Consider the following 19,208-nt stretch of genomic DNA (forward strand, 5'->3'; position numbering starts at 1 on the left):
GGTTATCAATTTTGGGTGGGGATAAGGTGATGAAGGTGCGTTGGTATGCCGGGGCCGCGCTGGCGGCTGTTCTTTCCACCGCGGCGCTCGGGGCAGCCGCTGCGCCCGTCACCGATGCCGATCGCGCCATGGCGCGGCAGATGCTGGAAGAAGCCATCGCAACGCCGACGGCCAAGGGCCGCGGGCAAGTGCCGACGCTGATCGACAACTATTCCAAGCGGCTGCGCGAGGCCGGCTTCACCGCCGACGAGATCATGACCGTGCCGGTCGAGATCGAGGGCGAGAAGACCGCGGGGCTCGTCGTGCGCTATGCCGGGCGCAACGCAAAGGCGAAGCCGATCGCGTTCCTGGGCCACATGGACGTGGTCGACGCGCTGAAGGAAAACTGGTCGACCGATCCGTATGTGCCGACCGAGAAGGACGGTTACATCTACGGCCGCGGATCGACCGACAACAAGGCCGGCGTCACCGCGCTGGTTGCTAGCTTCATCCGCCTGAAGCGCGCGGGCTTCGTGCCCGAGCGCGACCTGTTGCTCGCTTTTTCGGGTGACGAGGAAAGCGGCATGATGACGACGCGGGCGCTGACCAAGCATCCGCTGGTTTCGCGCGCCGAATTCGCGCTGAATTCCGATGCCGGATCGGGGCAGATCGGGGCCGACGGCAAGTATCGCTTCAACATCCAGGCGGCGGAGAAAACCTACGCCAATTTCGCGATCGCCGCGAAGAACCCGGGCGGGCACAGCTCCGCGCCGATGGCGGACAATGCGATCTACGACCTGGCGCGAGGGCTGACCAAGCTGGAGGCGCTGCGCTTTCCGGTCGAGTTCAACGAGATCACGCGCATCATGGTGGCCGACATGGCGAAGGAGAAGGGCGGCGAGCTCGGCACCGCGCTGACGACACTGATGGCGAACCCGAACGATGCGGCGGCGCGCGCCGTGGCGGAGAAATATCCGCATCAGGCGAACATCCTGTGGACGACCTGCGTCGCGACGATGCTGCAAGCCGGCAATGCGCCCAACGCGCTGCCGCAGAATGCGACCGCGACGGTGAATTGCCGCATCTTCCCGGGCACCACCGTCGAGGCGGTGCGGGCGACGATCGCCAAGACGCTGGGCAATGACAAGCTGACCGTCTCGCTGGTCGGCGAAGGCGTTGCGAGCCCTGTGTCGCCGGTGAACCCGGCATTGTTTGCACGGCTGCAAAAAGCGATGGATGCGACTTACCCGGGGGTGGAGCTGAAGCCGAGCATGTCGTCGGGCGGCACCGACGGGCGCGAATTCCGCAGCGCCGGCATCCCGACCTATGGCGCGGGCGCGCTGGCGCTGGGCGCGGACGACAGCCGCGCGCACGGCACCGATGAGCGCGTGCCGATCGCGGCGTACCTGAAGCAGCTGGATTATTGGGACTTCCTGCTGCGCGATCTGGGAAGCCGCAAGTGATCGGCGCCCTGGCACGCCGGGAGCTCCTGCGCGGGGCGGCAGCGGGAGGTGCGCTCGCTGCGCTGCCCGCGGCAGTGTTCGCGGGGCAGGGTGCGGCGACGCCTTCGCTTCCGCCGGTCGCGCCGATTTCCCGCGCCGAGCGCGAGGCGCGGCTGGCGCGGATGCAGGCGGAGCTTCGCCGTAGCAACCTGTCGGCGCTGCTGGTCGAGGCGGGATCGAGCCTCGTTTATTTCACCGGCGTCGATTGGTGGCGTAGCGAGCGGACCACGGCGGCGGTGATCCCCGCCGAGGGCCCGGTGCTGATCGTCACGCCGTTCTTTGAAGAGCCGTCGATCCGCGAGATGCTCGACGTGCCGGGCGAGGTGCGCGTTTGGCAGGAGGACGAAAGCCCGTTTGCGCTAATCGCCGGATGGCTGAAGGAGAAGAAGCTCGACGCCGGGACGCTGGCGGTCGAGGAGACGACGCGCTTCTTTATCGTCGATGGCGTTCGCCGGCTGCTGCCGGAGCTGAAGACCATCTCCGGGGCCAGCGCGGTGAATGCGCTGCGCATGATCAAGAGCCCGACCGAGATCGCGCTGATGCAACGCGCGAACGACATCATGATCGCCGCCTATCGCGCCACGCACCGCCAGGTGCAGGCGGGGATGAACGGCAACGATATCAACGCGATCATGGAAGCCGAGTTGACGCGATTCGGCGGCCAGCGCGCGTCGAGCAGCGCGCAGGTCGGGCCGGGTAGCGCGCTGCCGCACGGCTCCAAGGAGCGGCTGAAGGTGGCCGAGGGCACCGTGGTGCTGATGGACTGCACCTGCACGATGCACGGATATGTTTCCGACATCTCGCGCACGTTCGTCTTCGGCGAGCCGACCGCGGAGCAGCGCCGCGTGTTCGGCCATATGCGCCAGGGCATGAACGTGGTGATGGAGGCGGCGAAGGTCGGCGCGGCCGCGGGCAGCGTCGATGATGCGGTGCGCAGCTATTACGAAAAGCTCGGCTACGGCCCGCGCTATGCGCTGCCGGGGCTGTCGCATCGCACCGGGCACGGCATCGGTCTCGATGTGCACGAGCCGGTGAACCTGGTGCATGGCGAAACGACGAAGCTGGCGCCAGGCATGTGCTTCTCGAACGAGCCGGGCCTCTACCTACCGGGCAAGTTCGGCATCCGCATCGAGGATTGCTTTTATATGACCGAGCAGGGGCCGCGCTTCTTCACGCAGCCGCCCTCGTCGCTCGACAAGCCGTTCGGATAACAAGGGAGGGCGCACGTGCCACGATTGAAGAGCCTGTTGGGGGGCGCTGCGGCGTTCGCCATGGTGGCGCTCGCGCCGGCCGCATTGGCGCAGGAAGAGCAGTCCATGTCGCCGGCCATGCCGAAGATCATGAGCCTGCGCGATCAGGCGCAGCTTCGCGACGCGTGGCTGGAGCGCCGGTTCGAGACCGTGCTGCCGCAGCTGATGCGCGAGAACGGCATCGACATGTGGGTGCTGATCGCGCGCGAATATCTGGAAGACCCGGTCGTCTCGACGATGCTGAACGCGACGAACCTGCGCGCGCGCCGGCGGACGATTCTGATCTATTTCGATCCGGGCGCGGGCAAGCCGATCGAGCGGCTGGTCGTCAGCAAGCACGGCATGGGCAATCTCTACCAGCCCGTATGGGACATGGAGAAGCAGCCCGACCAGTTCGCGCGCGTGCGTGAGCTGATCGCGGAGCGGAACCCGAAGAAGATCGCGCTCAACATCTCGTCGCTGACGGCGTTCGGCGATGGCCTGACGCATAGCCAGTACGCCGATCTGATGAAGGCGCTGACGCCGGAGCAGCAGGGCCGCATCGTCTCGGGCTATCCGCTCGCCATCGGCTGGCTGGAGACGCGCACGCCGGAAGAGATGAAGGTCTATCCCGAGATCGTGCGCGTGGCGCATGCGATCATCGGCGAAGGCTTCTCGTCCGCGGTGGTGAAGCCGGGGGTGACGACCAACGAGGATCTCGTCTGGTGGTATCGCCAGCGGGTCGCGGACCTTGGCCTCGGCTCATGGTTTCATCCCTCGGTGGAGGTAACGCGCAAGGGTGTGCCGGGCGTGCTGCGCGAAAAGGCCAGCGTGATCCAGAAGGGCGACATGCTGCGCGTCGACTTCGGCATCGCTTATCTGAACCTGATGACCGACACGCAGCATGTCGCTTATGTGCTGCGCGACGGCGAGACCGATGCGCCAGCCGGGCTGAAGGCGGGGCTTCGCGAGAACAACCGGGTGCAGGACGCGGTGACGAGCGAGTTCCGCGTCGGCGCCACCGGCAATGAAGTGCTGAACCGCGCGCGTGCCAAGGCGATTGCAGCGGGGCTGAAGCCGACGATCTATTCGCACCCGATCGGCTATCACGGCCATGGCGCGGGCAGCTCGATCGGCCTGTCGGAAGAACAGAAGTTCGTGCCGACCGGCGAATACAAGCTGCGCCCGAACATCGCCTGGTCGATCGAGCTGATGGCGACCAAGGCGGTGCCCGAATGGGGCGGCCAGATGGTCGATTTCAAGAGCGAGGAAGACGCCTTCTTCGACGGCAAGACCGTTCGCTACATCGACGGGCGCCAGACCAAGTTTCACCTGATCGGAGCGCGCTGAGGCGCCGCTGACCGTTTCATCCCGTGCCCAAAACTGGGCCTCATCCGGTAACGGGTGAGGCCCTTCTTTTTACGGGCAGGTTTGCGCGTGCGTTGGATCAATCGTGAGGAGGAGGCAAGAGCGGAGCAACGCCCCCCCCCCGTCATGCCGGGCTTGTCCCGGCATCCAGGGTGCCGCTCATCTCACCCCTGTGGAGTGCGCGGAAGCCTGGACCCCGGCACAGGGCCGGGGTGACGCAGTTTTCGTGACGGTCGTTGCTACGGACGGGGAAGCAGGATGAATTCCTCCTGGCCGCCGTCGAGGAAACGGAAAGTGCCGTCGGGGGAGAGGAAGCCGTCTTCCTCGTGCATGAAGCGGACCTTCTGGCCGCCCCATTCGGGCACGTTGGCTTGCGCGTTCAGCTCGATCGACCAGGCGGTGTTGGGATCGATGCGATAGTCGCCGCGGCCGGGCGCGGGCTTTTGGCTTTCCCAGGCGCCAATCCAGGTGCCCGCGCCGTGGCCGTGATATCCGATCGGGTGCGAATAGATCGTGCCGTCGATCTTTTCGGCCTCGACCTGGCGGCGGGCGGCCGCGAGCACTTCGTTGCCGGTGCGGCCGGGCTTCAGCGCCGTGATGGTGGCCGCGCGGACGCGGTTCATCGCGGCGAGCCCGTCGCGCAGGCCCTTGGGCGCCTGCGTCTCGCCCGGCTTCAGCACGTAGGCGAGGCGCTGGATGTCGGTGTTGAGGCCCAGGTAAGTGATGCCGAAATCGACGTGCAGCATGTCGCCGGGCATGATGATCGTGTCGCCGCGGTGGCCCATTTCCTGCACGCTGAACTTGCCGCCATCGGCGCGCTGGATCGCGACGCTTGGCTGGAACCAGGTGTCGAGCCCGAGCGAGTTGATGCGGTTGCGGAACCACCAGACGACATCGTCGGAGGTGGTGACGCCGGGGGTGATGACGCGCTCGGAAAAGCCTTCCTCGATGATCGAATGCGAGATGCGTGAGACGATCGGGTAGCTTGCCATCTCCTCCGGAATGCGCGTTTCCAGCCAGCCGAGCGCGAGGCGTTCGTGCGAGACCAGGCGCTTCGACATGTCCGGGCCGAGCGCGCGGACGATCGCCTCATAGTGCGTGGAGCTGAGGCCGTCGGCGAGTGGGAAACCTTCCGAGCGGTTGAGCGCGATGGTCGAAGGGTTGCGCTGCGCGATGATCTTGGCGAGCTCGGCCCATTGATCGGGCTGCTCGTCCGGGTTCCACGCGGGCTGGAAATCGCCAACGGGATAGCGCGCGAGGGCGAGCTTCTCGATCGGCTTGCCTTCGCCCGGATCGAAGAAGACGAGGATCGTGCGACGGCGGGCGTGAAGCCAAGTGCCCGGCAGCATTGTCGCCATCACCGGATCTTCGTTATACTCGCCAGCGACGAGCACCCACATCTGCACCTTGTCGCGGCGCATCAGCGTGGGCAGAACCTGTTCGAACCGAAGCTTCAACCAGCGGTCCTTTGTTTCGGCGCGGCGTTCGAGCGGGAGGATGGCGGGCATCTGCAGCTCCGCCGAGCGTGCGGCGGGCATTGCCGTCGCAGGTGACGATGCGGCCAGTGCCATGGCCAGAAACAAACCCGACATTCCATTCCCCCCGTTTGTTCACACTACGAACTTACGTGCGCTAATGTAACATTGTGGGCCTGCTGCAAAGAGGAATTGTCGATCGCGTGGCCGTACCTTTGGAGCGCGCCGTGAACCGCTCCGGCGCTCAGGCACCAAGAGCGGTTCTTGTCTTTTCGAGTGCGATCCCGGCGAGGTTCTGCGTTCGTTTGATGTGGCGTAACCGGAAGCGCGCGGGGCGTGGCAGCGCCATGTAGCAGGCGAAATGGGCGAGATGGGCCTGGGGCACTTTGACCCGGCCGCTTGCCTGCGCGATCACGGCGGCGGCATCGCCGAGCAGGACGGCGTCGGTCAGGGCCAAGCGCTTGGCCAGTCGCATGGCGGCGATCAGCGCCAGCCATTCGGCCTCCATGCTGGTGCCGGAGCCGAGGCCACGCTCGATATGGCTGCGACCGGCGGCGACGACCGCCAGTTCCATGCCGTGCGGGGCTGGGCGCAAGCCGCCGTCGAAGAAGATCTTCACGCGCGCCGGAACTGGCCGGGCGGCAGATCCCCGAGCGTCCACTCGCCGACCTGCCAGCGCACGAGGCGCAGGGTGGGATGGCCGACCGCTGCCGTCATCCGGCGGACCTGGCGGTTGCGCCCCTCGCGGATGGTGAGGGAAAGCCAGCAATCGGGCACGCTGGCGCGGTAGCGGATCGGCGGATCGCGCGGCCAAAGCGCGGGATCGGCGACGCGCTGGACCTCGGCAGGGCGGGTGGGGCCGTCCTTGAGCGTCACCCCGCTGCGCAGGCGGGCGAGCGCTTCGTCGTCCGGCTCGCCCTCCACTTGTACCAGATAGGTTTTGGGCAGCTTGAACTTCGGGTCGGCGATCCGCGCCTGAAGCCGCCCATCGTCGGTCAGCAGCAACAAGCCTTCGCTATCGCGGTCGAGCCGACCGGCGGGATAGACGCCTGGCTGGTCGACATAGTCGGAGAGGGTGGCGCGGGCCTCTGGCATGCTACGATCGGTGAACTGGCTGAGCACGCCATAGGGCTTGTTGAACAGGAGGAGCGTCATCCCCCGACGATGCTCCGCGCGACCGCCTCCGCCGTCTTGATCCCATCCACGGCTGCGGAAAGGATGCCGCCGGCATAGCCCGCGCCCTCGCCGGCGGGGAACAGGCCGATCGTGTTGAGGCTATGGCCGTCCTCGCCGCGCGTGAAGCGGACGGGGGAGGAGGTGCGCGTTTCCACGCCGGTCATCACCACGTCTGGATGATCGTAATCCTTGATCTGGCGGCCGAAGACTGGCAGCGCCTCGCGCATCGCGGTGATCACGAAATCGGGCAGGCATTCGGCAAGATCGGTGGGGGTGACGCCCGGCTTATAGGAAGGCTCGACAGTGCCCAGCGTGGTGGACGGGCGGGCGGCGAGGAAGTCACCCACGCGCTGTGCCGGCGCCTTGTAGTTGCTGCCGCCGGCGACAAAGGCGCGCTCTTCCCAATGGCGCTGGAGCTTGATGCCGGCGAGCGGATCGCCGGGGAAATCGCGCGCAGGATCGATGGCGACGACGAAGCCCGAGTTCGCGTTGCGCTCGTTCCGCGAATATTGGCTCATGCCGTTGGTGGCGACGCGGCCCTCTTCCGACGTGGCGGCGACCACCGTGCCGCCCGGGCACATGCAGAAGCTGTAGACCGTCCGCCCGTTCGCGCAGTGATGTGAGATATGATATTCGGCGGCGCCCAGGATCGGGTTGCCGGCCTCATGGCCGAAGCGCGAGCGATCGATCCAGGATTGCGGATGCTCGATGCGCACCCCGATCGAGAACGGTTTCGCCTCGGCATGGACGCCCGCCTCGTGCAGCATGGCGAAGGTGTCCCGCGCGCTGTGGCCGACTGCCAGGACGACGTGGCTGGCAGCGAGATAATCGCCGGTGTGCAGGCGTAGCCCGCGCAGCCGTCGGTTGCCCGCGGCGTCGGTTTCGATGTCGAGCCCGTCGACGCGGGTGGAGAAGCGATATTCGCCGCCAAGCTCCTCGATCTGGGCGCGCATGCTTTCGACCATCGTAACGAGGCGGAAGGTGCCGATGTGCGGATGCGCCTCCGTCAGGATCTCGGGCGGGGCGCCGGCCTTCACGAATTCGGTCAGCACCTTGCGATTGAGGTGCCGGGGATCCTTGATCCGGCTGTAGAGCTTGCCGTCCGAAAAGGTGCCCGCGCCGCCCTCGCCGAACTGCACGTTCGATTCGGGGTTTAGCTCGCTGCGGCGCCACAGGCCCCAGGTGTCCTTGGTGCGTTCGCGCACCACCTTGCCCCGTTCCAGCACGATGGGGCGAAAGCCAGCCTGCGCCAGGATCAGCGCGGCGAACAGGCCGCACGGGCCGGCGCCGATGACGACCGGACGCGGCGCTTCGGGCGGCGCGCTGACCGAGATGTGGTAGCGGGTGTCGGGGGTGAGCTGAATATCGCGATCACGCCGAAACCGCGCCAGCACGGTGCCTTCGTTCTTCACCGCCACGTCGAGGGAATAGACGAGGCTGATGTTGCTCTTGTCGCGCGCGTCATGGCCGCGGCGCGCGACGGTGAAGCGAATCAGCTCGCGCGGCGTGATGCGCAGGCGGCGGCAGATGGCGGCGGGCAGCGCCTCGTCGGCATGGTGCAGCGGTAGTTTGAGTTCACTCAGGCGGATCATCGGCGCGCCTTACTACGCACGGCGGTTTCACGCTAACCTGCGGATCAGGCGCGAGCCGGCGAGGACAAATTTGTTCGCATGCGGCGCCGAAACGCCGAAACATGCCGGCACCACAGGGGTTTGGCACCACGTGGCAAAGCTGCTCCCACAGGCCGAGGTGACCGAAGCGGAACGCGAACGCGGCCTGCGCCTGCTGATCGTCGAGGCGGCGTTCTCCGGCGGCGCGGCAGCGCTGACGACCGGCGTGATCCTTACCGCCTTCGCGCTGCACCTGGGGGCGTCCAATCTGATGGTAGGCGTGCTCGCCAGCGCCCCATTCCTGTCGCAGCTGCTGCAGCTGCCAGCGATCGGGATGGTGGAGCGCTGGCGGCAGCGCAAGCAGATCGCGGTGACCACCAGCCTCATTGGGCGCGCGATGCTGGCGGTGATGGCCATGCTCGCCTTTTTCCACGGAACCGGGCCGCTGTTGCTGTTCCTGGCCGCGCAGCTGCTGCTGTGCGGGCTAGGCGCGATCGGCGCCTGCGCGTGGAATTCGTGGATGCGGGATCTGGCGCCGGAGGAGCGGCTGGGAAAGGTATTCGCGCAGCGCACGATCTGGCTGACGGCGATCAGCCTTGTGCTGGGGCTGGTCGCGGCGCTGGCGCTGGACTGGACGGCGCCCGGCTCCACGGCGCGCAATCTCGTGTTTGCCGGCATGTTCGCGGCAGGCTGCATCACCGGGCTGATCAGTGCGCGGGTGGTGGCAGCCATGCCCGAGCCGCTGATGCCGCCCGCAGCCGGCGCGCTTCGCCTGACGGAGTTGCTCAGCCAGCCGCTGCGCGATCATAATTTCAAGCGACTGCTGGTGTTCGTCGCCAGCTGGCAATTCGCGATCAACTTCGCCACGCCGTTCTTCACCGTCTTCATCGTGCGGCAGCTGCACTTCAACGTCAGCTTCGTCATGGTGCTGAGCGTCGTCAGCCAGATTGCGAACATCGCCGCGCTGCGCATGTGGGGCCGCCTGAGCGATCGCTTCGCCAACAAATCGGTGCTCGCGGTGTGCGCGCCGACCTACATTCTCGCGATCGTCGGCATGATCGGGGCCTCGCAACTGGGCGATCGCAATCTGGTGAAGATCTGGCTGATGCTGCTTCATGCCGTGATGGGTGCATCGATCGCAGGTGTGACGCTGACCAGCACGAACATCGCGCTTAAACTGTCTCCCCGGGGCTCGGCAACGGCCTATGTCGCGACGAATGCGATGGTGACGGCGGTCGCGGCGGGGCTGGCGCCGATCCTGGGCGGCCTGCTGGCGGATTTCTTCGCGGCGCGGCAATTCGAACTGGTTGCCCGCTGGAGCGGCCCAAGCGGCGTCTGGGCGCTGCCGCTGGTGGTGACGCAATGGGATTTCTACTTCCTGGTGGCGGGGATCATCGGGCTCTACGCCATCCACCGGCTCTCGATGGTGGAGGAGCATGGCGAGATCGAGCGGCGTGAAATGGTGGAGCAGGTGCTGAACGAGACCCGGCGCACGATCCGCAACATCTCCAGTGTTGCCGGGCTACGCGCGGCTACCGATCTGCCGGGGACGTTGCTGCGCGACGCGCGGCTTCGGCTGCGGCTGCGCCGGGCGCAGCAGGCGAGGGCACGGCGGCATACGTATTGATGAGGTGAGCGGCGCCCTGGTGGGTCGGGGGCGATCAGATGATCAGGCGGTCTCGATCAGCCGATCGGCCTGCGCTCGTGCTTCCGGGGTGATGGTCGCGCCCGACAGCATGCGCGCGATCTCCTCGCGCCGCTCTTCGGCGGAAAGCTGGCGCACGCCGGTACGGGTGACGACCCCGTCGCTGCGCTTTGCGATCAGCAGATGCGTCGCGCCGCGCGCGGCGACCTGCGGCGAGTGCGTGACGACCAAAAGTTGTGTACCTTGCGCCAGGCGATGCAGCCGCTCCCCGATCGCCGATGCGACGGCGCCGCCGACGCCGCGATCGATCTCATCGAAGATCATCGTCGCCGCGCCGCCTTCCTCCGCCAGCGCGACCTTCAGCGCCAGGATGAAGCGCGACAATTCGCCGCCGGACGCGATCTTGATCAGCGGGCCGAAGGGCGCACCGGGATTGGTGGCGATCTCGAACTCCACCCGGTCCTGCCCGGCGGGGCCCCATTGCTCCTCCGGCAAGGGGGCGACGGCGGTACGGAAGCGAGCGGAATCCAGCTTGAGCGGCGGCAGCTCGGCCGCGACGGCCGCATCCAGGCGCTGCGCCGCTGCTGCCCGCGCCGCTGATAGCGCGCCGGCCGCGGCGACATATGTGGCGCGTGCGGCGCTGGCCTTGTTCTCCAGCGCGGCAATGCCCTCTTCTCCGGCCTCGAGCCGCTCACGGCGCGCGCGCAACTCATCGGCAAGGGCGGCGAGATCGTCAGGCTGGACACGGTGCTTGCGCGCCATGCCGCGCAGCTCGAACAAGCGCGCTTCATCCTCTTCCAGCGCGCGCGGATCGAAGGCGAGCGCCCGTGTGGCGTCATTGACCTGTTCGCCGGCAGCGCTGGCCTCGATCACGGCGCGGTCGAGCGCGGCGAGCGCCTCTGCCAAGGCCGGGTGATCGGCGGAGATTCGATCAAGGATACGCGCAGCCTGGCGCATCCGTGCGAGCGCGCCCTCGGACCCCTCCAGCGCGTCGGTTAAAGCATTGAGGTCCTCGGCGATCTTCTCGGAGCGCTGCATCGTGCGGCGGCGCTCGGCGAGTTGTTCCTCCTCACCCGCTTCGGGGGCGAGCGCGTCGAGCTCGGCAACGGCATGGTCGAGCCACTCGCGATCGCGCGCCGCCGCGTCGATTTCCTCACGTGCTGCGGCCAGCGCGGTCTCCGCACTGCGCCACGTCTGCCACGCGGTGCTTACGGACGCCGTATCGAGCCGTGCGAACGTATCGAGCAATGACCGGTGACCACGCGGGTTGAGCAGGCCGCGATCATCGTGCTGGCCGTGAATCTCGACCAGCCGCGCGCCAAGTTCGCGTAGCAGGGCGGCGGAGGCGGGCTGATTGTTGACGAAGCCGCGGCTGCCGCCATCGGCCTTGACGACGCGCCGGACGATCAGCGGCTCGCCGCGATCCGCTTCGATGCCGTTTTCGTCCAGCAGCGCGGCGAGATCCGCTGGCGCCTCAAAAGTCGCGGTGACGCTGGCCTGGGCGGCGCCGTGACGCACCAGCCCGCTGTCGCCGCGCGCGCCGAGCGCCAGCCCGAGCGCGTCGAGCAGGATGGACTTGCCGGCGCCGGTTTCGCCGGTGAGCACGCCAAGGCCGGCGCCGAATTCGAGGTCAAGCGCCTCGATCAGCACCACGTCGCGGATCGAGAGCGCGGTCAGCATGAGTGCGCCAACGCCCGGCGAGCCGGGCAGTGCCTCACTGCGCCTGCGGCGTGTCGCTCGACGACGCGGGCGGCGAGCCGGGCTGAACGCCAGTGGGCGTGGCGGAAGAGGGAAGGTTGCCGCCCGGCGTCGCACCGGCGCCGCCGGACGTCGTCGCGGGCGTGGGGGCGCCAGGGGCCTCGGCGCGCGGCCGGGGGGCGTCTTCGACCGGGAGGACCTCCACTTCCTTGCGGATGGGTGTCTCGGGCCGCGCAACCGTCGGCTGCGCGATCACTTGCTCGCCAGGGGCGAGCGGCTGGACCGGCTTGGCCGGGTTTTCGCCGAGCAGATTGAAAGCGCGCTGATACCACCAGGTTTCCGGATAGTTGGCGCCCAGAACCGCTGCCGAGCGCTTCGCTTCCTCGCGCACGCCGAGCGCCAGATAGGTTTCCGTCAGGCGCATCAGCGCCTCGGGCGTGTGAGTCGTGGTTTCATATTCGTCAATCACGCGGCGGAAGCGCAGGGTGGCGGCGAGCCACTGACCACGACGCTCGTAGAAGCGGCCGATCTCCATTTCCTTGCCCGCGAGGTGATCGCGGACGAGATCGATCTTCAGCCGGGCGTCGGCGGCGTAGCGGGTGTTCGGATAGCGACGGGTGAGTTCGCCCAGCGCATCCTGCGCCTGCGCGGTGATCTTCTGATCGCGCGTGACGTCGTTGACCTGCTCGTAATAGCTCATGGCGATGAGGTAATACGCGTAGGGCGCGTCGCGATTGCCCGGGTGGACCGACAGGAAGCGCTGCGCGCCCTGGATCGATTCGGTGTAGTTCTTCGCAAGATAGTTGCTGAACGCGCCCATCAGCTGCGCGCGCCGTGCCCAGACCGAATAGGGGTGCTGGCGCTCCACCTCGTCGAACAAGGCGGCGGCGACCTTATACTGGCGCTGGTCGAGTTTCTGCCGCGCAGTGCTGTACAATGTGCCTACGTCACGCGCGACATAGGGCAGATCACCCGACGCGCGATTGCGGGCACAGCCCGCGATCGGCAGGGCCATTGCCGCCAGCAGCAGAGCGACGAGCGGACGAGACGGAATGTTACGCATCGAGGTGGCCTTTAGCGCAGGGCCGCGCATGCGAACAATGCTGAAACGCGTGTGTGAGAATCTGGCGCGAAACGCATTGGTTCGGACGGCGTTCAGAGGTTAGACACAAAGCTCATCATTGCGGGGACACACATGACTGCAACCTTGCTGGCCACCAAGCGCGTCGAAAAGCCATGGGGTCGCCACAAGCTGTACCCGGGCTTCCCCGATCCGTCGCCAGAGGGCGAGCCGATCGGGGAAGTGTGGTTCCAGTCCCCGCATCCGGACGAGCCGGAAATGCTGATCAAATATCTGTTCACCAGTGAAAAACTGTCGGTGCAGGACCACCCGTCCGACGAAGAGGCGCAGAAGCGCGGACTGCCGCGCGGCAAGGACGAGTGCTGGCTGATCCTGGACGCCGAGCCCGATTCGACCATCGCGATCGGCCCCAAGCAGAAGATGACGGCCGATGAGCTGCGGGCGAGCGCTCTGGATGGTTCAATCGAGGACAAGCTCGACTGGAAGCCGGTGAAGGCGGGTGATTTCTATTATTCGCATTCGGGCGTGGTTCACGCCATCGGTGCCGGGCTGACGCTGATCGAAGTGCAGCAGAATTCCGACACCACCTATCGCCTGTATGATTATGGCCGGCCGCGCGAGCTGCACCTGGACGATGGCGTGGCGGTGGCGGACCTGGAGCCGTATGTCGCGCCGCTGCGGCCCGGCATGGTCGAGCCGGGTCGTAACATCCTGGTCGAAGGGCCGAAGTTCGTGCTCGAGCGCTGGAACGGCGGCAAGCGCCAGATCAACCTGCCCGAGGGGAAGCCCGGCTGGCTCGTGCCGATCCGGGGCAAAGGCGTGGTCGGCGGCGTCGAGTGGCGCGCGGGCGAATGCGTGATGGTGACGGGATCCGAGCTGCTTCACGCTTCGGAGGATGCGGACCTGCTGTTCGCTTACACGGGAACGGCGCGCCTCTAACGCCCGCGGCTGTTTGCAGCGCCGGCCGCGGCGCTGCGCGCGGGCCGATCGCGCAAGCGGCTCGACATCGGGCGCGCTTGCCGCGAAGGGCGGCGCGTGCTTGACCTTGTTCCTTTTCTCCTAATGGGCCTTTCCGGCTTTGTCGGCGGGGCGATGAACGCGCTTGCCGGTGGCGGATCGTTCGCGACCATGCCGGCGCTGCTTGCGATCGGCCAGCCCGCGAATATCGCAAACGCCACCTCGAACTTCGCCTTGCTGCCCGGGGCGGGCATGAGCAGTTGGTCGTTTCGCGACGAACTGGCGCCCGTCGGCGGCGTCAGCCTGCGCGTGCTGGGGGGCGTTACCTTTGTCGCGGGGCTGGTGGGAAGCGCGCTGCTAGTGGTGACGCCGACCCGAACGTTTGACGTGATCGTGCCGTGGCTGGTGCTCTACGCCTTCGTGGTGCTGGCGTTTGGGCAGCGCGCGTCGGTCTGGCTTGCGCGCCGCTTTTCGATCGGTGCGCGTACGCTGATCTGCATGCAGGGCCTGCTAGGCGTTTACGGCGGATATTTCGGCGGCGGGATCGGCCTGATGATGACCGCAACCTATGGCCTGCTGACCGGAATGCATCCGCGCGCCGCCTTTGCCCCGCGAACGCTGATGCTGACGATCGCCAATGGCGCCGCGGCGGTGATCTTCATCAGCTTTGGCATGATCGCCTGGGCGGCGTGTATTCCCATGCTGATCGGCGGCATAGCAGGCGGCTGGGCCGGGGCGCATGTTGGCAAGCGCCTGCCGGCAGGAGTAGTGCGGATGTGGACGCTTTTCGTTTCCGGCGCGACCGCCTTGGTCTTTTTCTGGCGCGCTTACGGCTAGAAGCGGGCGATTGCAGAGAAGTTTGGCTGATGCATGCTGCGGCGGTGCAGCGAAGTGAGAACCATGATAGCCTCACTGCAATGAAGACCGTTTTTCGACACCGGGTCGCGACCCGATTGTGGCATTGGATCAACGCCATCTCGATCTTCATCCTGATCGGATCGGGGCTGGGCATCTCCAATGCACACCCGCGGCTCTATTGGGGCAGCTACGGCGCGAACTTCGATCCGGCGTGGTGGGAGCTGCCGCGCTTTCCCGCGTGGCTGACGATCCCAGCGAGCTACAATCTGGCGATCTCGCGCCGCTGGCACCTGTTCTTCGGGCTGGTGCTCGCTTTTGGCCTGCTGGCCTATATGATCGTGAGCCTGCTAAACCGGCATTTCGCGCGGAAGCTGCGGGTGCGGCGCGGCGACCTGTCACGGCGCAACCTGCTGGCGGACCTTCGCGAGCATCTGGCGCTCCGCTTCCACGATCCGGCGAACCCGACGGCGTATAACATTTTCCAGAAACTCACTTATTTGGCGTTGATCTTCATCCTGCTTCCGCTGGTAATCTTCACCGGTATCGCGCTCTCCCCGGCGATGAACGCTGGACTGCCCTGGCTGCTGGACCTGTTCGGCGGGCGGCAGTCGGCGCGCTCGATCCATTTCCTGTGCATGATCGGGCTGGCGCTGTTCACCGTCGTTCACCTAACCTTGGTGATCCTGGCGGGCGCGATCAACGAGACGCGCTCAATGATCACCGGCTGGTGGCGCGTGCCCGAGGAGCCGCGGCCATGATCTTGGGGCGACGCAGCCTGATCGCGGGATCGGCCGCGCTACTCGCCGGGTGCGACACGGTGATCCAGCAGCCCGCCGCGCGGCGCATCCTGTTCCTGGGCGAGGACATGCATCGCGGGCTGCAGCGCGCGCTGGTGAACCGCAACGCGCTAGCGCCCGAGTTCACCGGCGCCGAGCGATCGCCGTTTTTTCGGCCCAACGGCACGCGCGATCCGGGCACGTCGGAATATGCCGCGTTGCAGGCCGGCAAGTTCGCCGACTGGCGGTTGCAGGTCGGCGGGCTGGTTGCACAGCCGCTGTCGCTGAGCCTCAGCGATTTGGGTGCCTTTCCGCAACGCGTGCAGATCACGCGGCACGACTGCGTGGAGGGGTGGAGTGCGATCGCCAAGTGGCAGGGACCAAAGCTGGGCGATGTGCTGAAGGCGGCGGGGATGCGCGATGCGGCGCGCTATATCGTCTTCACCTGCGCCGACCTTTACGGCGGCGCGCCTTATTATGAGTCGATCGATTTGGTGGATGCGTTTCACCCGCAGACGATCCTTGCTTGGGCGCTGAACGATCGGTTCCTGCCGGTAATGAATGGCGCGCCATGCCGCCTGCGGGTCGAGCGGCAACTGGGCTACAAGCATGCCAAATACCTCATGCGGGTCGAGGCGGTCGCCAGCCTGGATGGGATCGGCAAGGGCAAGGGCGGCTATTGGGAGGATAATGTCGATTACGATTGGTATGCCGGCATCTGATTGTTACGGGTGCAGCCCATGGCTTTGATCGACATGTTTCTCGCCCGCGCGGTGAAGCGCGGCACCTTGACCCTACATCGTCCCAAGGCGGCCGCCCGCACCTTTGGCACGCCCGGTCCCAACTTTCCCGATGTGACGATCCGCTTTGCCGACCGCGGCGTGGCGCTGGCGATCGCGCGCAATCCGGCGCTGGGGGCGGGCGAATGCTACATGAACGGGCGACTGATCGTGGAGCAGGGCGACATCCGCGATCTGGTCGAACTGCTGAAGCGCAATGATGCCTGGGAGAAAGGCAAGAAGAACCTGAAGCCCGGGCTTGCCGCGCGTACGTTCAACGCGGTGAAGTATCGCGCCGACCGGATCAACATGGAGCGTCGATCCAAGCGCAACGTGGCGCATCATTATGATCTGTCGGGGCGGCTCTACGATCTCTTCCTGGATCGCGACAAGCAGTACAGCTGCGCGTACTTCACCGATCCGGGCAACAGCCTGGAGCAGGCGCAGGAAGACAAGAAGGCGCATATCGCGGCCAAGCTGGCGCTGAAGCCGGGGATGCGCGTGCTCGACATCGGCTGCGGCTGGGGCGGCATGGCGCTGTACCTCCACAAGCATTTCGACGTCGACGTGCTGGGTGTGACGCTGTCCGAAGAGCAGCTGAAGGTGGCGCGCGAGCGCGCCGCCGAGGCGGGCGTTGCGGACCGGGTGAAATTCGAGCTGATCGATTATCGCCGCGTTACCGGTAGCTTTGACCGGATCATCTCGGTCGGCATGTTCGAGCATGTCGGGCCACCGCAGTACCGCACGTTTTTTCGTAAGTGTCGCGAGCTGCTGAGCGATGACGGTGTGATGCTCCTGCATACGATCGGCCGCATGGGGAAGCCGGGGATCACCGACGACTGGACGGCGAAATACATCTTCCCGGGCGGCTATAATCCGGCGCTGAGCGAGATCGTGACGGCCTATGAAGGGAGCAAGCTGTTCCCGACCGATATCGAGGTTCTGCGCGTCCATTACGCCTATACGCTCGACCATTGGTATGACCGGACGGTGGCGGCGAAGGATGCGATCGTCGCGCTGTATGACGAGCGGTTCTTTCGCATGTGGACCTTCTACCTCGCCGGGGCGGCGGCGGCGTTCCGCAGCGGGGGGCTATGCAATTACCAGGTGCAGCTGACCAAGGGGCGCCATTCGGTGCCGCTGACGCGCGATTACATGTTCGAGGGCGAGCGGGCGTTGCGCGGGGGGTGACGTGGGAGGCTGGGTTGGTTCCGGCGTTCAGCGTGCCGGTGGAACCACCATTGTTGGATATGCGGACGGCTGGATGCCGGGACGAGCCCGGCATGACGGTGGTTTCGGGTAGGCGGCTTTCCGATCAACCCGCGTCATCCCGGCCTCGACCGGGGATCCACGGTGCCGCTGGCGGTGCGCCTGGACGAACAGGCGGCAGCGTACGCGGCGGGTTGGATCCCCGGTCGAGGCCGGGATGACGGGTGGTCGGGGGTGAGGTCAGCCGCCGCCGTGGAGGTTGATCTTCTGCCCGTTGGCATATTCGCCGTCGGTCGAGACGAAATAGGCGACTGCTGCCGCCACGTCCGCCGGGGTGGAGACGCGGCCGAACGGCGAGCTGGCCGCCAGATCGTGGATGTCCGCGACACCGCGCGTCGCCTTGGCGAGCCGCTCGCCCATGTCGGTGACGGTGAGGCCCGGCGCGACGATGTTGGTGCGAATGTTGTTGGGCCGCTCCTCCTTCGACAGCACCAGCGCGAGTGCTTCGGACGCGGCCTTGCCCATCGAATAAGGCGCACCATTGGGAGCGTGGTAAAGCGTCGCGACGCTGGAGATCATGATGATGTCCCCGCGGCCCTTTTCCTTCGCGCGTTCGCGCATCGAGGGGAGGACGAGCTTCGACATGAAATGCGGCGCGAAGCAGTGCGTGCGCATGACGCGTTCGAACTCGGCCGAATCCGTATCCGCGACGCTTTGCCCGCGGCTCGCGATGCCGGCGTTGTTGACGAGAATGTCGATGCCGCCGAAATCGGCGACGACCGCGTCGACCAGCTTCTCGCAATCCGCGAACCGGTCGACCGAGGCGGCATAGGCCTTGGCGCGGCGGCCGAGGCCCTCGATCTCGCGCACGACCTCCTCGGCGGCCTCGCTGTCGCGGCGGTAGTTGACCGCGACGTCGGCGCCGTCACGCGCCAGGCGAAGCGCGATCTCGCGCCCGATGCCGCGGCCACCGCCAGTTATCAGGGCGACGCGTCCTTCCAATCCCCCACTCATGCAGCCTGCTCCTTCTTCTTGGTGTAATCTGGCCGGCGCTTTTCGAAGAATGCCTTGATGCCTTCGCCGAAATCGGGGGAGGTCGCGCACAGGATCTGGTTGCGATCCTCCATCGCCACCGCCGCTTCAAGGCTGGGCGCGTCGATCGACATGCGCAGGCACTCCTTGGTGAGGCGAAGGCCCATCGGCGAGGTCGTGAGCATCTGCTCGATCAGCGGCGCGGCGGCTGCCTCCATCTGATCATCGGGCACGACGCGGCTGACGAGGCCGGTCTGAAGTGCGCGGTCGGCGGTGATGAAATTGCCGGTGAGCATGAATTCGGCCGCGACGCTTGCGCCGACCAGGCGGGGGAGGAAGTAGCTGACGCCGATGTCACAGGCGGAAAGGCCGATGCGGATGAAGGCGGCGTTCATGCGGACCGATTCGCCGGCAATGCGGATGTCCGACGCCAGCGCCATTGCGAAGCCGCCGCCGCAGGCCGGGCCGTGGACCAGGCTGATGATCGGCTGCGGGCAGTAACGCATCTTCATCACGATCTCGGCGATTGAGCGCTGGTGCGCGAGGCGATCGATCGTGTCGAATTCGGAGCGGCCGCCCTCCTGCAGGTCGAGGCCGGCGCAATAGGCGCGACCGGCGCCCTTCAGCACGACGACGCGGCAATCGCGATCCTTGTGGAGCGCGCCGAAATAGTGGTTCAGTTCCTCGACGTGGCGGTCGTTGAGCGCGTTCAGGACGTGCGGGCGGTTCATCGTCACCCAGTCGACTTCGCCCCGGCGCTCGACCGAGATCATCTCATATTCCACTGTGCCTCTCCCCTTGGTGCATGTTGCACTGATCTGTTGACGGCGTAGT

At 66.4% G+C, this 19,208-nt stretch carries 17 protein-coding genes; 9 read left to right on the plus strand and 8 right to left on the minus strand.

Features of this window, described 5'->3' with window-relative positions; translation table 11 throughout:
- Nucleotides 1–29 precede the first annotated feature (29 nt).
- From SPMU_RS03445 to SPMU_RS03455, 3 genes are read left to right on the plus strand one after another with little or no spacing between them, the layout of a single operon-like run.
- Nucleotides 30–1,442, plus strand: a complete 1,413-nt coding sequence (locus SPMU_RS03445; RefSeq protein ID WP_088331960.1) for a M20/M25/M40 family metallo-hydrolase — start codon at nucleotides 30–32, stop codon at nucleotides 1,440–1,442.
- A complete protein-coding gene (locus SPMU_RS03450) occupies nucleotides 1,439–2,692 on the plus strand; it encodes a M24 family metallopeptidase (RefSeq protein WP_245832708.1) in 1,254 nt (417 codons plus the stop codon). The genes SPMU_RS03445 and SPMU_RS03450 overlap by 4 nt, the downstream gene beginning before the upstream one ends.
- A 15-nt stretch (nucleotides 2,693–2,707) precedes the next feature.
- The gene (locus SPMU_RS03455) at nucleotides 2,708–4,060 is read left to right on the plus strand and encodes a M24 family metallopeptidase (RefSeq protein ID WP_245832710.1); all 1,353 of its coding nucleotides are present in this window, start codon (nucleotides 2,708–2,710) and stop codon (nucleotides 4,058–4,060) included.
- A 257-nt stretch (nucleotides 4,061–4,317) separates the two neighbouring features.
- Here SPMU_RS03455 and SPMU_RS03460 read toward each other — a convergent pair whose 3' ends face one another.
- From SPMU_RS03460 to SPMU_RS03475, 4 genes are all read right to left on the minus strand, one after another.
- Nucleotides 4,318–5,670: a M24 family metallopeptidase gene (locus SPMU_RS03460; protein ID WP_088331962.1), complete on the minus strand. Its 1,353-nt coding sequence runs from the start codon at nucleotides 5,668–5,670 to the stop codon at nucleotides 4,318–4,320.
- A gap of 127 nt (nucleotides 5,671–5,797) precedes the next feature.
- A complete protein-coding gene (locus tag SPMU_RS03465; protein WP_245832712.1) occupies nucleotides 5,798–6,172 on the minus strand; it encodes a reverse transcriptase-like protein in 375 nt (124 codons plus the stop codon).
- Nucleotides 6,169–6,708 (minus strand): pseudouridine synthase, encoded by a 540-nt coding sequence (locus SPMU_RS03470; protein ID WP_088331964.1) that lies wholly within the window; start codon nucleotides 6,706–6,708, stop codon nucleotides 6,169–6,171. Before SPMU_RS03470 ends, SPMU_RS03465 begins: the two co-directional genes overlap by 4 nt.
- Nucleotides 6,705–8,321 (minus strand): NAD(P)/FAD-dependent oxidoreductase, encoded by a 1,617-nt coding sequence (locus tag SPMU_RS03475; protein ID WP_088331966.1) that lies wholly within the window; start codon nucleotides 8,319–8,321, stop codon nucleotides 6,705–6,707. The genes SPMU_RS03470 and SPMU_RS03475 overlap by 4 nt, the downstream gene beginning before the upstream one ends.
- A 130-nt stretch (nucleotides 8,322–8,451) precedes the next feature.
- On the opposite strand from SPMU_RS03475, the gene SPMU_RS03480 reads away from it, so the two are divergent.
- The gene (locus tag SPMU_RS03480; protein ID WP_169715623.1) at nucleotides 8,452–9,966 is read left to right on the plus strand and encodes an MFS transporter; all 1,515 of its coding nucleotides are present in this window, start codon (nucleotides 8,452–8,454) and stop codon (nucleotides 9,964–9,966) included.
- A 42-nt stretch (nucleotides 9,967–10,008) separates the two neighbouring features.
- On the opposite strand, the gene recN is transcribed toward SPMU_RS03480, so the two are convergent.
- Both recN and SPMU_RS03490 read right to left on the minus strand, forming a co-directional pair.
- Nucleotides 10,009–11,664: a DNA repair protein RecN gene (gene recN / locus SPMU_RS03485; RefSeq protein WP_088331968.1), complete on the minus strand. Its 1,656-nt coding sequence runs from the start codon at nucleotides 11,662–11,664 to the stop codon at nucleotides 10,009–10,011.
- Nucleotides 11,665–11,698: 34 nt separating this feature from the next.
- Nucleotides 11,699–12,745 (minus strand): outer membrane protein assembly factor BamD, encoded by a 1,047-nt coding sequence (locus tag SPMU_RS03490; RefSeq protein ID WP_088333133.1) that lies wholly within the window; start codon nucleotides 12,743–12,745, stop codon nucleotides 11,699–11,701.
- A gap of 132 nt (nucleotides 12,746–12,877) precedes the next feature.
- Between SPMU_RS03490 and SPMU_RS03495 the strand changes: the two genes are divergently transcribed.
- The 5 genes from SPMU_RS03495 (at nucleotide 12,878) to SPMU_RS03515 (ending at nucleotide 17,324) form a co-directional block, all read left to right on the plus strand.
- A complete protein-coding gene (locus SPMU_RS03495; RefSeq protein ID WP_088331970.1) occupies nucleotides 12,878–13,702 on the plus strand; it encodes a class I mannose-6-phosphate isomerase in 825 nt (274 codons plus the stop codon).
- A 96-nt stretch (nucleotides 13,703–13,798) separates the two neighbouring features.
- Nucleotides 13,799–14,557, plus strand: coding sequence for a sulfite exporter TauE/SafE family protein (locus SPMU_RS03500; RefSeq protein WP_245832714.1), 759 nt, complete (start codon nucleotides 13,799–13,801; stop codon nucleotides 14,555–14,557).
- Between the two features lie 80 nt (nucleotides 14,558–14,637).
- On the plus strand, nucleotides 14,638–15,336 hold the full coding sequence (locus tag SPMU_RS03505; protein ID WP_088333134.1) for a cytochrome b/b6 domain-containing protein: 699 nt from the start codon (nucleotides 14,638–14,640) through the stop codon (nucleotides 15,334–15,336).
- The gene (locus SPMU_RS03510) at nucleotides 15,333–16,076 is read left to right on the plus strand and encodes a molybdopterin-dependent oxidoreductase (RefSeq protein ID WP_088331974.1); all 744 of its coding nucleotides are present in this window, start codon (nucleotides 15,333–15,335) and stop codon (nucleotides 16,074–16,076) included. The genes SPMU_RS03505 and SPMU_RS03510 overlap by 4 nt, the downstream gene beginning before the upstream one ends.
- An 18-nt stretch (nucleotides 16,077–16,094) precedes the next feature.
- Nucleotides 16,095–17,324 (plus strand): SAM-dependent methyltransferase, encoded by a 1,230-nt coding sequence (locus SPMU_RS03515; protein ID WP_088331976.1) that lies wholly within the window; start codon nucleotides 16,095–16,097, stop codon nucleotides 17,322–17,324.
- Between the two features lie 258 nt (nucleotides 17,325–17,582).
- Here the strand turns inward: SPMU_RS03515 and SPMU_RS03520 are convergent, their stop codons facing one another.
- Together SPMU_RS03520 and SPMU_RS03525 are read right to left on the minus strand one after the other, a co-directional pair.
- Complete coding sequence (locus SPMU_RS03520; RefSeq protein ID WP_088331978.1) at nucleotides 17,583–18,356, minus strand: SDR family NAD(P)-dependent oxidoreductase; 774 nt, start codon at nucleotides 18,354–18,356, stop codon at nucleotides 17,583–17,585.
- Nucleotides 18,353–19,147: an enoyl-CoA hydratase/isomerase family protein gene (locus SPMU_RS03525; RefSeq protein ID WP_088333135.1), complete on the minus strand. Its 795-nt coding sequence runs from the start codon at nucleotides 19,145–19,147 to the stop codon at nucleotides 18,353–18,355. The genes SPMU_RS03520 and SPMU_RS03525 overlap by 4 nt, the downstream gene beginning before the upstream one ends.
- Nucleotides 19,148–19,208: the final 61 nt, after the last annotated feature.

It is taken from the genome of Sphingomonas mucosissima (genome assembly GCF_002197665.1).
GTDB lineage: Bacteria > Pseudomonadota > Alphaproteobacteria > Sphingomonadales > Sphingomonadaceae > Sphingomonas > Sphingomonas mucosissima.